This is a genomic window from Picosynechococcus sp. PCC 7117 (assembly GCF_001693275.1).
Taxonomy (GTDB): Bacteria; Cyanobacteriota; Cyanobacteriia; order Cyanobacteriales; family MRBY01; genus MRBY01.
In genome coordinates, this window is record NZ_CP016477.1 from 617,929 (window position 1) to 636,275 (window position 18,347).

An 18,347-nucleotide genomic window follows, 5' to 3' on the forward strand; every position below is an offset into this window, starting at 1 on the left:
GCAGTTCTCCGGAGGGCGTCCGTTGTTTCTCCTGGGCATGGTAACCTCATAGCCAGCGAACTTGAAATGTTTTCGAACAACTGTGAAAGCAATGACTGCTATTTACTCTACAAAGAATCAAGTCAATCCCTGGGCAGAAGAGATGGGTGAATACGTGGCCCAACTGCAACTCCATATGGCACTCCAGGCCAAGAATCTCGTGCCTTCCCTAGAACATCCTCAGGATGGTCGGCATCAGTTGCTCCATGAATCCCAACTCCACTTGGAAAAATTGGCTTCCCGCCAAATTGCCTAAAAAAATCTAGGGATGATGCTCGGAATCTTATCGGGTTTAACTTCTAAAAATCATTGGGCCAAACAATCTTCTAGGCGTTGTAAAGCCCCCTGCCATTGGGCATAGCCAGCATCGCTCAAGTGGAGGCCATCGGTGGTTAGCTCCGACCGGAGTCCACCATTAGCGTCGGTGAATAAAGGATAAAGATTGAGGTAATTGACACCTTCTTGGGAGGCGATCGCCTGGAGTTGTTGATTAATACGAATGGCCCGGTCTTTGCGTAAATAACCGTGATTCGTGGGTAAAAGGGACTGCACGACGATCACTGACTCAGGATGTTGACAGCGTAATTGACGAATGATTGCCCGCAAATTATTCAGTACCGTTGTCTCAGAAACTCCCTGCTTGAGATCATTGACTCCGGCCATAAGATAAATCGTGTCTGCTTGGAGGCCATGAAGCGTTCCGAGGCGCGCCAGGATTTGACTCGTATTTTCACCTGAAATCCCTTGGTTCAGCCAAATTTTAGAAGCCGGTAAAAGGTCATTGGGAAACCAGAGGCTCAGGGAATCCCCCAACAAAATGCCGAGGGACTGCCGCCCTTGATATTGGGCCGCTAAGTGTACTTCTTGGCTCAAGAGCTGTTGCCACTGCTGATAGGTGGGTTGGGGCGCGCCATTTGTCCATAGCCGGGTACTTGCCCCTGCCTTAAGGGCGGTTTGGATCTGTCCCCGTAATAAAGCATTGAGACGAAAAGTATAGAGTTGCGCCCCGGAACGAAAGCGAGGGCTCGCTAAATATTGCGGTGTCGCTGTTGCCCAAAGGTTGGTAGCCGTTGGATTGCTTGCCCTTTGGACACAGGTTTGGGGGGCGATCGCCTTGACCGAATGAACAGCAGTCGGCGTTCGGCATAATAGATTCGCAACTAAAAATAACGGTTCTGACATGGCAATTTCCAGGGCAAACACCTTCTAATTATTGTCCCAAAACGAAAAGTTGCCGATAAATCCGTCAAGAATAAACCCTTTAATGATCCAGGGGTTTGTTACATTAATCTGGTAAAACGCGACCAGGAAGCCTCTGGTTATTCTGCCCCGTTTTTTGACCGAAGCCAAACCTCCCCGGACAACTTTGGTCCCTACGCTTGTCGTTACCTTGTAATCAAAAATTCATGCCGTATTTTCAATCGTTCCTTCTCAATGCGCCCCCCGCCAGTGAAGCAGCGGAACCCTCCATGATTCTGGCTGCGGTGCTACTGAGCCTTGTGGTTATCTACTTTGCAAGTAAAGTGGGCGGAGAGCTGTGTTCCCGCATCAACCTCCCCCCAGTACTGGGCGAATTAGTCGGCGGAGTATTGGTGGGCGTATCTGCTCTGAGTTTACTGGTCTTTCCAGAAGGGGGCATCGAAGCGTCCCAATCACTACTGATGCAATTTCTGCAAAATACAGCCGGTTTAAGTCCTGAAGCAGCCCCGGCAGTGTTTGCCACCCAAAGCGAAGTGATTTCTGTCCTCGCAGAACTAGGGGTCATTATCCTTCTGTTTGAAATTGGTCTTGAATCGGATCTACAAGAATTGATTAAAGTTGGCCCCCAAGCCGCCATTGTCGCCGTGGTTGGGGTAGTGGCACCTTTTGCCGCAGGGACAGCAGGTTTAGTCTTTTTATTCCATCTCAGTACAGTGCCAGCGATTTTTGCGGGGGCAGCCCTCACGGCAACCAGTATCGGGATTACCGCGAAGGTGCTAGCAGAATTGGGTCAACTGACCACCAAAGAAGGACAAATTATCATTGGCGCGGCTGTACTCGATGATGTCCTCGGCATTATTGTCCTCGCTGTGGTTGCAAGCTTGGCGAAAACAGGAGAAGTGCAGGTTGTCAGCACTATCTGGCTCATTGTGAGTGCTGGGGCGTTTCTCATTGGTGCGATTATTGTCGGTCGTCTCCTGAGTCCTTTATTTGTCAGTTTGGTGGATGGGATGAAAACCAGAGGCCAACTGTTAACTGTATCCGTCGTTTTTGCTTTTGTGCTGTCCTACATTGCAACGGTAATCCAACTGGAGGCGATTCTTGGGGCCTTTGCGGCTGGACTGATTCTGGCGGAAACGGATAAACGGGGCGAACTAGAAGAACAGGTATTGCCGGTGGCGGATTTGTTTGTCCCCATCTTTTTTGTTTGCGTCGGTGCAAAAACAGACCTCAGTGTCCTCAACCCGGCGGTTCCGGCCAACCGTGAAGGATTAATTATTGCGGCCTTTTTGATCGTGGTCGCAATTGTCGGTAAGGTCATTACGGGCTTTACCGTCTTCGGCCAAGACCAGTTGAACAAGTTGGCGATTGGGGTAGGCATGATTCCCCGGGGCGAAGTGGGCCTTGTGTTTGCAGGGGTTGGTTCGGCCAGTGGCGCCCTCTCGGAATCGACGGAAGCGGCAATTATTATGATGGTCATCTTGACGACATTTATTGCACCGCCATTTTTGCGTTTGGTCTTTAAGGAACCCCAGGCGGCGATCGCCACTGGAGAGACGCCGGAGAAGCTACAATAATTCAGCCTTGGGCAACCATTGAAACATATCCTAAGCGACCCACGTCCCTTGGGAGAAGGTAGGAAGAGGTTTTATCTCTATCCACCGGAATTGTTCTATATCTTGAGGGCGTGGCATTTTCCCTTGTGAGTCGAGGATTTTTAACTGTGAGATTTTTCTGGTTTTTTCTGACGCTACTGACGCTATCCACTTGGCAACTACCGGCTTGGGCAGGTCAATTGGTCTTTTGGGAATTTAATACCCAACGACGTCAATTGCAGTTTCGCACCAATGAACGGGTGCAGCCCGAAGCGCAACTGATCCCAGATCCCAGCCGCTTGGTGATTGATTTACCGGGTACTGTCCTGGGAAGCTCCACGGTCAATCGCAGCTATGGCGGCAAAATTACGAGCGTACGGCTAGGTCAGTTTGCGCCAGATGTCACACGGTTGGTGGTGGAATTAGCCCCTGGCTATACCTTAGATCCTGAGGCAATCCGTTTTGAAGGGCGATCGCCGACGGATTGGGTTGTGAATTTACCAGAACCTGAACTCATTCCCGTGGCCCCAGTAGCTCCCAGTACCCCAGAAATTTTTAACAATTCTGCCAATCCTGGAAATCCCAGTAACGCCGCTCCAGAAGAAGCTTTTTTTAATAACTTGGTGCGGGTGACCCAACAGGGATTCCTCGTGAACCTGGATCCCCGGCCCGGTAGTCGCATCACTACCGACCAAGATGGTGATCGCCTTACCTTTACCCTGCGGGATTTGCAATTGCCCCGGAGCTTAGAAAATCAGACCCTAGATGTTAACCGCTACAAAGTCCGCCAAATCAAATTTGAGCAACCCAGCCGTACCGAAGCCCGCATTACCTTAAATTTAGAACCCGGTAGCCCTCGGTGGCGCGCGCTGTATACCACCTACGGTGATGGCGGTTTGGTACTGCTTCCGGATGGGGGCACCAGTAGCCTAGGGGGAAGAGAAACCGGGGCGATCGCCGTCCCCACCCAACAATCAGTCGCCACAGCCCAACCCCAACAAACCATCGTTGAAGCCCTAGAACTTGCCCGCAACAGTACCCAGTTAGTCATCCGTGGCAGCGATCGCCTCCAGGCCGACGGTGGTTGGAATCGTAACGCCGGCTTCTACCAAATTCGCATTAACAACGCCCGCCTTGCTCAACCTGTGCGTGGCCCCCAGTGGGGGGGAGATAGTCCCATTTCCCGCATTGCCATCCGCCAGGAAACGGCCAATACGGTGCTCGTCCAGATTGAACCTGCCGAGGGGGTACAAATTGGAAGTCTCAGTCAACCCAACGCCCAGTTCCTTGCCCTAGACCTTAATCGTCCCCAAACGGCAAGTTCTCTGTTTGTGCCGCCGGCCCCAACGGCACCGCCCCCCACAACCCAAGCGGTACTGCCAAATTTTCGCCCACCCCGGAGCAATATTATGGTCATGATCGACCCCGGCCATGGTGGTCGTGATCCTGGTGCTGTGGGGATTGGTGGCCTACAGGAAAAAAACGTGATTCTCCCCATCTCTCAAGAAGTAGCCCGAATCCTACAGCAAAGTGGCATCACAGCCCGAATGACCCGGGATACGGATTATTTTGTCAGCCTAGAAGGACGTACCCAACTGGCTAACAATGCCAATGCTGATTTATTCGTAAGTATCCACGCCAATGCCATCAGCATGAGTCGCCCCGATGTGAACGGTTTTGAAGTGTACTATCACCAAAGTGGTCGAGCCTTAGCTGAAAGTATTCACCGCAATGTAATGCGACGGCTCCAAATGCGAGACCGGGGTGTGAGAACGGCGCGCTTTTATGTATTGCGTAATACATCCATGCCTTCAGTGCTCGTCGAGACAGGTTTTGTCACGGGCCGGGAAGATGCTCCCCGCTTGAATGATCCTGCATTTCGGAGCCAAATGGCCCAGGCGATCGCTGCTGGCATCCTGGAATATATCCAAAACAATGTGCGCTAGCCCAGGGGGTTGCCAGAAAATCAGTAATTCGCCACAGAAATAAGCGCAAATACCTTAAAACTGCGCTAATCTTTGTTTAATTTATTTGGTGTGAACGAGAATCTATGGGCAACCAACAGCAACACCCCATTGGCATTTTTGACAGTGGCTTGGGGGGCATCACCGTCCTTCGAGCCCTTTACCGACAACTCCCCCAAGAGTCGATTATCTATTTTGCCGATACGGCCCGATTACCCTATGGTGATCGTTCACCCGAAGAGTTGATTCAATATGTGCGCGAAATTCTGACTTGGATGGAAGCCCAAGGGGTGAAGATGGTGGTGATGGCTTGTAATACAAGCTCGGCGATCGCCTTGGATGTGATCCGCTCAGAATTTAAAACCCCCGTTTTAGGGCTGATTCTCCCCGGAGCGAGGGGGGCAGTCAGTCAAGGGAAACGCATCGGAGTCATCGCTACCCAGGCCACAGTGAATAGCGGCGCTTACGAAAACGCGATTCTGGAAGCGAACCCAGAGGCGGCGGTGTGGCAAATGCCCTGCCCAGAATTTGTCCCCCTCATTGAGGCCAATCGCATTAACGATCCCCACACGAAACGCATTGTTCAGAAACGTCTCCAACCGCTCCTAGAACAAGGCATTGATACCCTGGTTTATGGGTGTACCCACTATCGCCACTTGTCTGGGGTAATTCAATCAATTTTGCCGAGCCATGTGATTTGTGTCGATCCGGCGGAATATGTGGTCAGTGCCACGGAACAGGAATTGGAATTGATGGGTTGGAAAAATCCCCAGTCACCATTACCAACCCGCTTTGCGGTGAGCGGTTGCCCAGACCAGTTCGCCCAATCGGCAAAGGGATGGCTTGGACATCAGCCCCTAGTGGAACAGGTGGACTTAAAAAACCTCATGGTGAATACATCGCCCCTTTCGATCACCAATGGCTAAAGGGCGATCGCCTGCCTGAAACAGGTGTCCCTACGAGTGATCGGGCCAGGGTAGACCCGCAAAAAAGAGCCGTTTTCTGCTGAAACGAATCCATTGCCATACAATATAGAATATGTAAATTTTCGTAAATTTCGTTTCCCTCGGCTTAATAATGATTTCAGCGACTACCCTTTTTTCTCCCGTCGAAGCCGACCTCAAGGAGCTCAGTGAAAATCTGACGCGGCTAATTAGCGCCCGACATCCGATTTTGGGGGCCGCGGCAGAGCATCTGTTTTCTGCGGGGGGGAAACGAGTTCGACCCGCCATTGTGCTTTTGGCCTCCCGGGCGACCCTAGGCGATCGCCCCTTGACCCAGCGGCACCGTCGCCTGGCAGAAATCACTGAAATGATTCACACGGCGAGCCTTGTCCACGATGATGTGGTCGATGAAGCGGCCCTGCGCCGGAGTGTACCTACTGTTAACAGCCTTTTTGATAATCGCATCGCTGTTCTGGCCGGAGACTTTCTCTTTGCCCAATCCTCTTGGTACCTCGCGAATTTAGACAATCTCACCGTGGTGAAATTGCTCTCTGAGGTGATCAAAGACTTTGCCGAAGGGGAAATTCAACAGGGGCTGAACCGCTTCGACACCGGAATGAACCTCGAAATTTACATCGAAAAATCCTATTACAAAACAGCGTCATTGATTGGAAACAGTGCCAAAGCGGCGGCTGTTCTCAGTGAGGTTGACCCAGAAATTGGCGATCGCCTCTACGACTATGGCCGCAATTTAGGCTTGGCCTTCCAAATTGTCGATGACATCCTCGACTTCACTGGTTCTACCGATGTCCTGGGGAAACCCGCCGGATCTGATTTAATCGGCGGCCACATCACCGCCCCAGCCCTGTTTGCCATGGAAGAGCATCCCAACCTAACCCAACTGATCGAGCGGGAATTTGCCGAAAATGGCGACCCCGAAAAAGCCCTCGAAATTGTGCGCAACAGCAATGGGATCAGTCGCGCTAAAGAACTTGCAGCCCACCACGGTCAATTGGCTCGCCACAGTTTAGAGTGCCTAGATCCGTCTCCCTCCAAAGATGCCCTCACGGATCTCATTGACTACGTTTTGGGCCGGATGTATTAGGCCGCACCCTGAAATAAAAAAGCAGTCTGACGAAAGGCGACATCCAGTTGCAATGATTAACCATGGCACGACAGCGTAAAAAAGCCGATCTCCCGACAAAAACTTGCACCGTTTGCGGACTGCCGTTTACCTGGCGCAAAAAATGGGAAAAATGCTGGGATGACGTGAAATATTGTTCGGAGCGGTGCCGACGGCGGCGTAACCAAGGGTGATTTTCTCCTAGGATGAAAGGGTACGCTTCCCTCTGTTCAACCATGAGAACGATCGCCAGCATCAACGAAAAGATTCTCGCCCACCAGGCCGTTGTCTGGACGGTGTCTGAAGTAAAAGCACGGGTGGCGGAATGGGGCATCAAAAAAATTGCCGAAACCGTTGATGTGGTGACCACAGGTACCTTTGAGCCGATGGAATCTTCGGGGGCAATGCTTAACCTGGGCCATACGGATCCCCCCATTAAAATTCGCAAATGCTGGCTCAATGGGGTGCCTGCTTATCCTGGTCTGGGGGCGGTGGATATTTACCTAGGGGCGACCATGATGGAAGATCCCCTGGAAAATGAAGCGGCGGAAATTGGCGATCGCCCCCTCTCCCAGAAAGGCGGCGGCCATGTGATTGAAGATCTGATTGCAGGTAAAACCGTCCATCTCCATGCCCTGGGCCATGTGACCGATTGTTATCCGCGCGCCACCTGGGACAATACCCTCACAAAAGATCAAATTAATCAGTTTTATCTATTCAATCCCCGCAATCTTTATCAAAATTTTATTGTGGGTGTTAACGGTGGCGATCGCCCCCTCTATACTTACCTCGGCCCCCTCCAGCCCCATTTGGGAAATGCCGTCTATGCCTGTGCTGGAGCAATTTCTCCTTTGTTAAATGACCCAGATTTAGAGTTGATCGGGGTCGGCAGCAAAATTTTCTTGGGGGGCGGTATTGGTTACGTGGCCTGGGAAGGCACCCAGCATTTTCCCCTCCAGAAACGTCTGGGCAATCGCACCCCCCTGGGGCCAGCCTCCACCTTGGCTTTGATTGGCGACGCAAAACAAATGGATCCCAAGTGGGTACGGGGTTGTTATTTCACCAAGTACGGCCCTTCTTTAATGTTGGGCGTGGGGGTGCCTCTACCGGTTCTCCATGAGGAAGTCATCGCCCACTGTGCCGTCCAAGATAAAGAAATTGTCGCCCCGGTGATGGATTTTTCGATTCCGCGCCGGGTACGGCCCACCTTTGGTTTGGTGAGCTATGGCCAGCTTAAAACTGGGAAATTAACCATTGAGGGAAAAACCGTAAAAGTTGCTCCGGTCACGAGTCTATATCTCGCGGATCAAGTGGCAGAAACCCTCAAACAATGGATTCAAGCCGGTGATTTTACCCTCACCGAACCCGTGGCAACCATCAGTGGCGATCGCCCCTTTTTGTCCCAAGACCAATGGAGCCAGCGTTTGTAATACTGCCGAAAAAAGCCACCATCCTGAAACGGCGATGACCATCGATAATTTTTTAGAAAACAGAATTTTCCCAGTAAATTTCGTTAGCTCATGGTGGCATGACTAGGGCCATAGTCCGCACGCACTTGACGGGGGAGTTTACCTTGAATCGTGCCTTGATAGTCTCCTTCTGGTGCCATGCCGATTTCTGTGGCAGAACGGTTCAGGAGGGACATTTGACGATTTTTAATGGCGTGGTGATGGCGCATCATTAATGCACGGGCTTGTTGTTGGGTTCTCATGGTTTTGCTCCTGACCGACCGCGAAACACGGGGGATTTGTGTTTTATACTTTGTCCTCTACCTCATTATATTTTATTTTCTGTAAAATTTGATACAGAAAACATATTTTAATAAGAGCAACTGGCCTTTTTGACAAAAAAGTTGGGAGAAAGCAACCTTGCTAGCTGGCAGGTTCTTGCGATCCCCTAGGGCAATCAGTATGATCTGGTGAGGCTTTACGCAAACTTTCGCGAGTACATTGGGACTTCATGGGTAATCAAATGGCATCTACTCCCCCGTTAGAGAGCAGTGATCCGATTACGGCAGCCTTGCAGCGGGCCCATCAGGCTTCCCTAGAATTAGAGTTACTCAAAGGTAGTGAACGTCATCTGGGTATTGAGGCGATCGCCACCGCCCTAGAGGCCAATATTTCCGTCATCCTCGAAGCGAATACCAAGGATTTAGAGGCCAGCCGCGAAATGGCCGTGCCGAAGCTGATTCTGGATTGGTTAAAGTTGACCCCCGAACGGCTGCAAAAAACAGTGCGTCTGCTGCGTCAACTGCCAAAACTGCCCGATCCGCTGCAACGGGTGAAAAATGCGACCTATCAAATTAGCGGTTACCAGACCTACTCCCAACGGATGCCCCTGGGGGTGATTTGTCTGATCCATGAAGCCTTGCCCGAATTAGGGGCGATCGCCGCTGGACTTTGTTTAAAGACAGCCAATAGCCTCGTGATTCGCGGTTGCGGTGATGCCAGCCATACCAATCACCTGATCGCTGAGATTATGCAAACGGCCCTTGCTGACCAGGGCTTACCCGGAGGCTGTTTAGAATCTCTCTCTTCTGAGGAAGGTTGTACCGTACAACAACTGGTGGCCCAGGATCGCTACTTGAACCTGATCATTCCCTATGGCCGTCCCAACATGATTCAACAGGTGGTGCAACACGCCACCACCCCTGTCCTGAGAACCACCGTAGGCAATTGCTACCTCTACCTCGCCCCCAGCGGTGATCTGGAATTGGCCAGTTGGGTGATCCAAGACAGCCATAATTACGAACCCGATGCCGTCAATGCCATCGAAAAAGTCCTGGTGTGTCCTGAGCAGAAAACATCCCATTTAATTAGTCTGTTTAAATCCCTCCAAGAACAAGACTTTGAGCTACGGGGGGATGCGTCCCTCGTCGAAGAATTTCCTGAACACCTCGCCCCCATCGGTACCGAAGAAGAATGGCAACAGGCTTATTTGGAGAAAATTGTGGCGTTTAAACGGGTGCCGGATCTGGCCGCAGCTATCACTGAAATTAATTGCAACTCCGGTGGCCATGCTGATTGTATTGTCACGGAGTCCTACCATGAAAGTCGGCAATTTTCCATGGGCCTCGATAGTGCTTTGATCTATATCAATGCCTCCCCTTGTTTTTCGCGTCATCCCCTGGGGAGCGATTCGGTATTTCTTGGGGTCTCGAACCAAAAGGGAAATCGCCGGGGTTTAATTGGCCTCGAAAGTTTTACGACCATTAAACAGGTGGTTCAGGGGGATAGCACCCTCTAGGTTTCAACGCCTCAAAGAACGCTGTCTCAATGGAGATGGCCTTTGTAAGCTTAAAAAGTTAAGGACAAGATTTATGTTTAAAGCGATCGCCCTCAGTTCTGGTATTGCCGTGGCCCTGACCTTTCCGGCGATCGCCCAGTTTCCTCGCCAAAGCGATCGCCTCCAATTGGTCTACCCCCCAAACAATCACCAAACCAGCGCCGCCCAGATTTTCTTGATTGGTTCAGCCCCAGCGGCGGGCACCGTGGCGATCAATGGTCAACCGATTACCCGGAGTGACTTGGGTCATTTTGCCCCCAGTTTGCCCTTGGCGGTGGGTCAAAACCAAATCACCCTGACCTATCGTCAGCCTTCGGGACAGACGGAAACAAAAACCCTCACCGTTGAGCGCTTGGCTAACAATACAATGCCGCCCAACCAACTCGAAGCCCCTTTCCCGGCGGTGGATATTGCCCGGCAAGCCGACGAGACAATTTGTTTCCAAGTCCAGGGGCCAGCCCAAGCCCAAGTTAGGGTTGCCCTCGGCGGAAAATCTTTTTCCCTACAACCCCAGACCACGGTGACGCTCCCCAGCAATGCCGCCGTCTTAACCCTAGAGAATGAAGCTCCTGCCGAAGTTTTTACGGGAACCTACGGGGGCTGTCAGCGCTTTACCCAAGGCGGGAACCTCGGCCAAGCCCGTTACCAGATGAATGTCCAGGGGCAAACCAGCACCGCCACCAGCCCCGGTCGCATCGAAATTTTAGACACCCAAAATACTGAGGCGATCGCCGTCACCAGTTTAGCTGGGGTGGCCCGCACAGGCCCCAGTACCAATTTTTCCCGGCTGACGCCCTTGCCCCAGGGAACCCAGGCCCTGGTTACTGGCAAAGAAGGGGATTGGCTGCGTTTAGACTATGGCGCTTGGATTCGCGCTTCGGAGACCACACCGATCCAGGGTGCAGTGCCGCCGACAACATTGATTCGCAGCCTGCGATCGCAAACCACCGCCACAGAAACAAATGTCATTTTTCCCCTCCAAAGGCCCGTACCAGTTACCGTCAGTCAAAATGACGACACCTTTAGCCTGACCCTCCACCAGGCGATCGCCCAAACCGACACAATTTATCTAGACGAAAGTCCAATTATCCGCCGCCTCGACTGGGCGCAGATTGATCCAGAAACGATCCGCTATGATTTTCGCCTCAAAACAGACCAACAATGGGGCCATTCACTGCGTTATGAAGGCAGCAATTTAATTTTGTCCCTCCGTCACCCGCCACAACTCCAGGGGAATTCGCTCCGGGGCGCGACCATTTGGCTCGATCCTGGCCATGGGGGGGCTGAATCCGGTGCCTTAGGGCCAACGGGCTACCCCGAAAAAGCAATTAATTTGCTCATTTCCCAAAAAATTCAAAAACAACTGGAAGCCAAAGGCGCGGAAGTGATCCTCAGCCGTACCACGGATCAAGATTTATCCTTAGGCGATCGCCAGGCCGCGATTCGTGAACTCCAGCCCACTTTGGCCCTGTCTGTCCATTACAATGCCCTGCCCGATGCGGGGGACGCGGAAAATACGGCGGGTATCGGGATGTTTTGGTACCATCCCCAGGCCCATGACCTGGCGCAGTTTCTCCACGATGATTTAACGACGCAGTTAGGCCGTCCCAGTTATGGTGTCTTTTGGAATAACTTGGCCTTGACCCGGCCCCAGGAAGCCCCAGCAGTCTTAATGGAGTTGGGTTTTATGATTAATCCCACGGAGTTTGAGTGGATTACCGATCCCCAGGCCCAGGAAGAACTCGCCGGGGCGATCGCCAATGCAGTTGAAACCTGGCTGCAAACCCAGGCGATCGCTCAATGATCCCTAGGGAGCCGCCGGGGCGATCACCGCATCCCCTAAACCGACTTCCCGCTTCAGTTGGGCAAAGGCACGATTATAATCGGTAACTGCCTGGAGATAGTTCCCCCGGGCCGTATTCAGACCCGTTTGGGCAGAGATTACATCGGTTTGGGTGCCGACCCCTGCATTAAAGCGCAGACGAGCCAGGCGTAAACTTTCTTCTGCTAAGGTGACTGCGGCGGCTGCCGTCGTGATGTTTTGTTCGCTGGCTTCAAAGTCATAGTAGGCCGTTTCCACCGCCAGGCGAATTTGGTTTCTTTGGTTAGCAAAACGATTTTCGGCGATCGCCTGATCAACTTGCTCTTGATTTGCCCGGGCGGCCGCTGCACCCCCATCAAAGAAATTCCAACGCATCCGGGCCCCAACCGTTAACCCATCGGCGGGGCCAAGGCTATCATCAAACACTTCCAAGACATCGTAGTTTGCAAAAACACTGACTAAAGGTCGAACGGCAGCCAATGCAATCCGTTCCTGGTAACCATCGATTTCCCGCTGGAGGAGCTGCTGGCGCAATTCTTGGCGGTTTTGCAGTGCCAGAACAATGGTTTCTTCTAAAGAAATTTCCCATCTTCCAGCGAGATTAATCTCATCGGCGGTGCGGGGATCGATGGTCGGTGCCAAACTCAGGAGTTGAGCCAGTTGACGCCGGGCGGTTCTTTGGGTGGCTTCAGCCCTGGTGAGCCGCTGTTGGGCGCTGGCGAGTTCGACCTCGGCCCGCAATACATCAAATTTTGTGCCCAAGCCTGCCTGTTCTAGTAGGGTGGCATCCCGTAAACTCTGGGTGGCATCAAACACCGAACTTTGTTCAATGACCACCTGGGCGTCGGCACTCTGGAGGTTGTAATAGTTCACCGCAGCGGCTAGACGAGTTTCTTCGGTGAGGCGCTCAATGTCTAGTTCGGCAATTTGCAATTGGGTCTGGGCCGCTTCAATTTGGGCAGAGCGACGCCCCCCGGTATAGATGTCATAGCTGACTTCGAGACGGCCATTGATCGCTGTGGTTGCGTTGTTGTCCCTGCCTAGGTTCCGGGCCTGGAGTTCTCCGTTGGCGCTGTCGGTGCGGGTAATGTCGAATTGGTTGCTGAGGTTTGGGTATTCGGCGGCGATCGCCTCTTGCACAAATTCCTCTGATCGGTCGTAGTTCAGACGGGCTTCCTGGAGCGTTTCATTGCGCTCTAGGGCCAGACGAATTGTTTCTTCTAGGGTGAGATCAACAACATTGTCAGTCGTTACTGCTGTGGCCTCCTGGGGGACTGTCACTGCCGGATTCTCAATGGGTTCTAGAAGCTGATTTAGATCTTCATTAATCACCCGATCCGGCGGTAAGGGTTGCACAAGGGGAATTGTCGGGTTTGTCTCTGCGGTGGGCAGCGTTACATCGACTCCCGTTGTTGAGGGGGTTTCTGTGGCATCTCCCTGGGCGAGGAGGGGCGCAGGAGCCTGGATGGTGCCGAGGTGAGCAGTCGGCGTTAAATCGAGATCTGCGGCAGGTAGGGGCAGAGCCGCCAGGGTTGTGGGCTGGCTGAGACCACCGAGGCTGGGTAAAAAGGCTGCTGTATCGAGGGGATCAACGCCAGGAGTGGCCAATGGTGGCAATGGCGCCTGGGGGGCCTGACCGACGGGAGGCTCTGGCGTAGCGATTTGCGGCGGGGTTGTTTGGGCGATCGCCACCCCACCACCAGAGAGGACCACGAGGCCACTGGTACTGAAAGTAAGAAAATCTCGAAAAGCGAACATTAGCTTCTAAGGGTCCAGCTGAAAATAGTTTAAAAATTGCCCACTAGCGAGCTTGGCAACGGGAAAAATTGCGCGGCCTAGGAGCTAATGACTTAGTTTAAGTCAAAAAACTTTAAACTACTACTTGTCACTAAATCCTCCGGCAAAAACCAATTGATCTAACCAGAAGCACTGGAACAAACCATCGGAATGCCTGCAATTTTTCTGTAATTGAATGTCATTGGCCGTGGCTAAGCGTTAGCTGCGCATCCCGCAAGCTTTTATGTCGTCACCAAATAAAGCACTTAAATTGGGCGATTTTTACCCCTTTATTTTTTTGACGACCAACGGCATCAATAACAGTGATGCAACTTACTAAAGCCGCATAATCTCAAAGCAAAACCTAGTGAGTTTCGGGGCGATCGCCAATTTCGGTGATTTCTCGACCACCAAAAATTGCCTCTGGATGGCGATACCATTTGAATTCCAATAGATTAAAAAACGGATCTTCGAGGAAAAAAGTACGATGTTCCGTTAATTTTCCCGGAAACCGGAGGCGGGGGCGATCGCGGAAGGGGAGTTGATAGTTTTCTGCCCGATTTAAGACCTGTTGCCAATCCTGTTCATCGAGAAAATTTAGACCAAAATGGCGCGGATAAACGCTCTTTTGGGGGCGGAGGGGTTCCTTGGTGACGTGGGCCACCAGTTGATGACCAAAGAAGTTAAAAATCACCGCCCCGCTATTTTCTCGTCCCACCGTGCAACCGAGGGCATCGGCATAGAATTTTTTGGCGACAACTGGGTTAGTAATCGGAATTGCAAGGTGAAACAGGTGGCGATCGCCCATGGCAATTTTTTCTCATAACGAAGATCATTTCCCCATTGTAGAGGGATTTTTCTAAGCACTTTTTCGGCCCTAACGTAGGACTTTAGTCGGCAGCTCTTCTTCTACAACCACCGGGCGGGGACGCTTGGTGCGGGGGGTACCCAGTTCATGGAGCAGGGTATAAAAACAGGGAATAATAAAGAGGGTCAACACCGTTGCCAAAGAAAGGCCGGAGAAGACCACAACCCCCAAGGGCTGGAGAAATTCTGATCCTTCGCCAATGCCCAGAGCCAGGGGAAATAAGCCCAAGACCGTCGTAATCGTTGTCATGAGGATCGGCCGGAGACGCTGGGGGGCCGCCTCCAAAATCGCTGCCCGGTAACTCAGGCGATCGCGTTCTCGAATTTGGTTCGCCAGTTCCACCATGATGATCGCGTTGTTAACGACAATCCCCACCAAGAGCACCGCCCCAACAATCACCGTCGCCCCAATTGCCGTTTGGGTAACGAATAAACCTAAGATGCCGCCCGCCAAAGCTAGGGGCACCGTCAGCATGATTACCAACGGATCGATGAGGGAGTTGTATTGCACCGCCATCACCACAAACACGAGGAAAGCCGCCATCCCCCCAAGGAGTTGGAGGGCCAGTTGAATTTGGCGATTGGTTTCTGCTGCCGAACTGGGCAAGAGGCTCACCCCTGCTGGCAACTCAAGACCGGCAATGATTTGATTTACTTCGCTGAGGGCGTCACTCAGGCTGGCCCCTTCGACGAGATTTCCTTCGAGGATCAACACCTGTCGCTGGTTAATGCGTTGGATTTCCCCTGGGGCATCACCGGAGGTAATGGTGGCGAGATCCCCCAGTTGTACCGGTTGTCGGGTGCTGGTAAATAAAGGAATACTCCGTAATTGGGCGGCCCGTTGAATGGTCTGGGGTTCGAGTTGGACACGGATATCCACCAGGCGATCGCCCCGTTGCAGTTGGGTGGGCACAGAGCCATCGAGGGCCGTTTGAATCGTGCTGCCAATCGCTTCAGCAGAAAATCCTAGGGCGGCGGCCCGTTGCCAATCGGGGCGGATTTGCACTTCCGGTTGGGGGGGAGCCGCATCGGGTTCATAGCTAGCGAGGGTTGCCTGGGACTCCAGGGCCGCTAAAACCTGTGCGCCCGCCTGCTCAAGGATGTCTGTATTCGCACCTTGGAGCATCACATCCACATCGGCCCGGGACGGAGAATTACTCAAAATCAAGCCCCGCACACTGCCCGGTCGCATCCGAATTGAGGTGCCAATCGCCGGAATTTGTTCGGCCACGAGCTGATTGATCCGGTCGGTGTAGGCTTGGACATTGCTGCCAGGCTTGAGGGTGACACTACTCGACCCCCGCAGCGCGTTACTGACCGTTGAAGTGCCGAATAAAGCCCCCCCGGAAGTGGTAAAAACATACTCCGTTTCTGGTTGAGCGAGCAGCAACTCTTCTACAGCTTGCATGACTGTGCGGTTTTCTTCGACCGTGGTGCCTGGGGGGAAGGTCGCCCGTAATTCCGCTTGGCCTGTATTGATCCGGGGTAAAATTTCCTGGGGCAATTGGCCCACCATCCACAAACTGCTGCCCCCAAAAATGGCGATCGCCCCGGCAATCACCAATAATTTCCGCCGCAGAATCAGGCCCAAAACGCGACTATAGAGGGTCGTTAAGCGATTGATAAAAGCACCAAACCACTGAATCGGCAGCGCCCGCTGGAGGTTACTGGACCAACGCACCGCGAGTAGTCGTGAAGAAAGGGCAGGTACCACCGTCAGAGCAATAATCAGAGAAGCAGCCACCGAGAAACTAATAGTTAGAATCAGTTCGCTAAAAATCAGCGCTAAAAAGCCCCCCACCAACAGAAAGGGCAACACGGAAACCAGGTTTGTCGTCGTCGAGGCAAATAGGGCCGATTCCAACTCCTGACTACTGGCTTCGACGGTGCGCTGCAATTTCTGGCGTGAACCATGCTCGGACTTCACTTTTTCGGCCCCAGCGGTGATATTTTCGAGCATCACAATGGCGTTATCCACCACGACCCCGACCCCCAGGGCTAGGCCCCCCAAACTAAACACGTTGAGGGAAAGATTGAAGGTAAACATCAAGATCAGTGCCGTCAACGTCGCCAGGGGAATTGACAAAACAATAATGAGGGTTTGGCGTACTGAGCCTAGAAACAATAAAACGGCGATCGCCGCGAGGGTTGCCCCAGTCAGTCCTGAAACCGCCACATTCTGAATTGAACTGCGGATAAACACCGACTCGTCTAAGGTTGCCGTACGATCCATATCCGCAGGGATGAGGCCGGATTGTTGCAGTTCTGCCAACTTCGCTTTCACCCCATCCACCACTTGCACCGTGTTGGCATCGGGTTGTTTCTGGACACTCACCTTCACCGCTGGTTGGCCATTGAGGGTAACGACTAACCGTTCCTCCACCGTGCCATCCGTAATCTGGGCCACATCCTGGAGGGTGATCGTCTGGGGATTTTCTGGGGTGCCCAGGCGGATCGGTAAGTTACGAATTTCCGTTACGTCATTAAATTGTCCCAGCAGGCGGGTGAGGGATTCTTGATCACCACCCCGCAGTAAACCCCCCGAAGCATCTTGGTTCCGTTCCCCCAGGGCGTTGAGTACCGTGGGGACATCTAAACCCAGGGCTTGGAGGCGTTCTAAATCGAGGTTGACTTGGATTTCTTCTTCAACCCCACCGGAAATATCCACATTGGCGACCCCCGGCACCCGGATTAATTCTCGCGCCAGGTCATTATCGGCAAAAATGCGTAGATCCACCGGCGCTAGGGTACTGGAGGTTAAGGCCATCTCGTAGACAGGCAACTGGGACGGATCAAATTTAAATACCCTAGGTTGGCTGATATTGTCGGGGAGGGAATTGCGCGCCCGGTTAAGGGTTGCTGTGGTGTCGTTCAGGGCTTGATCGACATCGGCGCCAGGCTGAAAAAAGAGATCGATACTGATCCGGCCTTCCCTGGTCTGGGAAAAAATTTGAGTCACCCCTTCCGTGGCGGCGAGGGCTTCTTCGAGGGGTCTAGTAATTTCGTTAACGGCTACTGCAGGAACGACCCCAGGGGCATCAGCCCGCACGCCAATGCGCGGATAGGTAATGGAAGGGAGTAAATCCACGGGCATCCTGAAGATGGCATAAAATCCCATCACCACGACGGCGATCGCCAACATCAGGGTGCCGATATGACGCCGGATGGCGAGGGTCGTCAAGCTTAGATTCGATTTTGCGCTCATGGCGGATGCACCGGGAAATTGGACAAGAAGAAGCTACTTTTTAGACATTAGGGAGCAATCTTTGGTTCAAAATTTGTCAATTTAGCCAAAAAATCGCTACCTCCTGCAAATCACCCTAAGATGTTAACTTTTTTAGCAACTGGTTGACTTGTCCTTGTATTTCATCTCTGACATTTCGAAAAATTTCGGGAGGCTGTCCATCGGGATCTTGAATTTGCCAATCTTCAAAGAGGGGCCGTGTCACCCAGGCGGCGGGCAGATTGACCCCGCAACCACAGAGGGAAATCACCGCATCGTAATCTTCTGGGTTAAATTCGGCTAAAGCATTAGAGGTTTGCGGCGTCAGATCAAGACCCACTTCAGCCATGGTGGCGATCGCCCCTGGATGAACCCGCGAAGCTTCGAGACCGGAACTGTGGACGATCACCTTGTCTGCACCGAGATGTTTCACCCAACCCTCCGCCATTTGGGAGCGACAGGAATTGCGCCGACAGACGAACATAATTTTTTTCATGGCAGGTTTTGCT

The 18,347-nt window shown here is 52.5% G+C and carries 15 protein-coding genes; 9 read left to right on the top strand and 6 right to left on the bottom strand.

Annotation, left to right across the window (positions count from 1 at the left end):
- Positions 1–91: 91 nt before the first annotated feature.
- On the top strand, positions 92–295 hold the full coding sequence (locus tag AWQ22_RS02970; protein ID WP_012306206.1) for a hypothetical protein: 204 nt from the start codon (positions 92–94) through the stop codon (positions 293–295).
- Positions 296–345: 50 nt separating this feature from the next.
- Here the strand turns inward: AWQ22_RS02970 and AWQ22_RS02975 are convergent, their stop codons facing one another.
- Positions 346–1,221 (bottom strand): GDSL-type esterase/lipase family protein, encoded by an 876-nt coding sequence (locus AWQ22_RS02975; RefSeq protein WP_012306207.1) that lies wholly within the window; start codon positions 1,219–1,221, stop codon positions 346–348.
- 287 nt (positions 1,222–1,508) lie between these two features.
- On the opposite strand from AWQ22_RS02975, the gene AWQ22_RS02980 reads away from it, so the two are divergent.
- The 6 genes from AWQ22_RS02980 (at position 1,509) to AWQ22_RS03000 (ending at position 8,295) form a co-directional block, all read left to right on the top strand.
- Positions 1,509–2,816 carry a cation:proton antiporter gene (locus tag AWQ22_RS02980; protein ID WP_223209845.1) on the top strand — a complete coding sequence of 436 codons (1,308 nt, stop codon included), beginning with the start codon at positions 1,509–1,511 and terminating at the stop codon, positions 2,814–2,816.
- A 146-nt stretch (positions 2,817–2,962) separates the two neighbouring features.
- On the top strand, positions 2,963–4,780 hold the full coding sequence (locus AWQ22_RS02985; protein WP_065710134.1) for an N-acetylmuramoyl-L-alanine amidase: 1,818 nt from the start codon (positions 2,963–2,965) through the stop codon (positions 4,778–4,780).
- Between the two features lie 104 nt (positions 4,781–4,884).
- Positions 4,885–5,724 carry a glutamate racemase gene (gene murI / locus AWQ22_RS02990; RefSeq protein WP_030005842.1) on the top strand — a complete coding sequence of 280 codons (840 nt, stop codon included), beginning with the start codon at positions 4,885–4,887 and terminating at the stop codon, positions 5,722–5,724.
- Between the two features lie 151 nt (positions 5,725–5,875).
- Positions 5,876–6,847 carry a solanesyl diphosphate synthase gene (gene sds / locus AWQ22_RS02995; protein ID WP_012306211.1) on the top strand — a complete coding sequence of 324 codons (972 nt, stop codon included), beginning with the start codon at positions 5,876–5,878 and terminating at the stop codon, positions 6,845–6,847.
- 62 nt (positions 6,848–6,909) lie between these two features.
- Positions 6,910–7,059 (top strand): DUF2256 domain-containing protein, encoded by a 150-nt coding sequence (locus tag AWQ22_RS16300; RefSeq protein WP_071819459.1) that lies wholly within the window; start codon positions 6,910–6,912, stop codon positions 7,057–7,059.
- 42 nt (positions 7,060–7,101) lie between these two features.
- Positions 7,102–8,295 (top strand): homocysteine biosynthesis protein, encoded by a 1,194-nt coding sequence (locus AWQ22_RS03000; protein WP_012306212.1) that lies wholly within the window; start codon positions 7,102–7,104, stop codon positions 8,293–8,295.
- Positions 8,296–8,378: 83 nt separating this feature from the next.
- On the opposite strand, the gene AWQ22_RS03005 is transcribed toward AWQ22_RS03000, so the two are convergent.
- A complete protein-coding gene (locus AWQ22_RS03005; RefSeq protein ID WP_012306213.1) occupies positions 8,379–8,576 on the bottom strand; it encodes a hypothetical protein in 198 nt (65 codons plus the stop codon).
- Positions 8,577–8,836: 260 nt separating this feature from the next.
- Here AWQ22_RS03005 and AWQ22_RS03010 point away from each other — a divergent pair, with 260 nt between their 5' ends.
- Positions 8,837–10,111 (top strand): glutamate-5-semialdehyde dehydrogenase, encoded by a 1,275-nt coding sequence (locus AWQ22_RS03010; protein ID WP_065711612.1) that lies wholly within the window; start codon positions 8,837–8,839, stop codon positions 10,109–10,111.
- A 73-nt stretch (positions 10,112–10,184) separates the two neighbouring features.
- Positions 10,185–11,954 (top strand): N-acetylmuramoyl-L-alanine amidase, encoded by a 1,770-nt coding sequence (locus AWQ22_RS03015; protein WP_065710135.1) that lies wholly within the window; start codon positions 10,185–10,187, stop codon positions 11,952–11,954.
- 3 nt (positions 11,955–11,957) lie between these two features.
- Here AWQ22_RS03015 and AWQ22_RS03020 read toward each other — a convergent pair whose 3' ends face one another.
- The 4 genes from AWQ22_RS03020 to arsC all read right to left on the bottom strand — a co-directional run bounded on the left by AWQ22_RS03020 (position 11,958) and on the right by arsC (position 18,334).
- Positions 11,958–13,730 (bottom strand): TolC family protein, encoded by a 1,773-nt coding sequence (locus AWQ22_RS03020; protein WP_065710136.1) that lies wholly within the window; start codon positions 13,728–13,730, stop codon positions 11,958–11,960.
- 382 nt (positions 13,731–14,112) lie between these two features.
- Positions 14,113–14,556 carry a VOC family protein gene (locus tag AWQ22_RS03025; protein ID WP_065710137.1) on the bottom strand — a complete coding sequence of 148 codons (444 nt, stop codon included), beginning with the start codon at positions 14,554–14,556 and terminating at the stop codon, positions 14,113–14,115.
- A gap of 69 nt (positions 14,557–14,625) precedes the next feature.
- A complete protein-coding gene (locus AWQ22_RS03030; protein ID WP_065710138.1) occupies positions 14,626–17,820 on the bottom strand; it encodes an efflux RND transporter permease subunit in 3,195 nt (1,064 codons plus the stop codon).
- A 115-nt stretch (positions 17,821–17,935) separates the two neighbouring features.
- A complete protein-coding gene (gene arsC / locus AWQ22_RS03035; RefSeq protein WP_065710139.1) occupies positions 17,936–18,334 on the bottom strand; it encodes an arsenate reductase, glutathione/glutaredoxin type in 399 nt (132 codons plus the stop codon).
- Between the last annotated feature and the right edge of the window lie 13 nt (positions 18,335–18,347).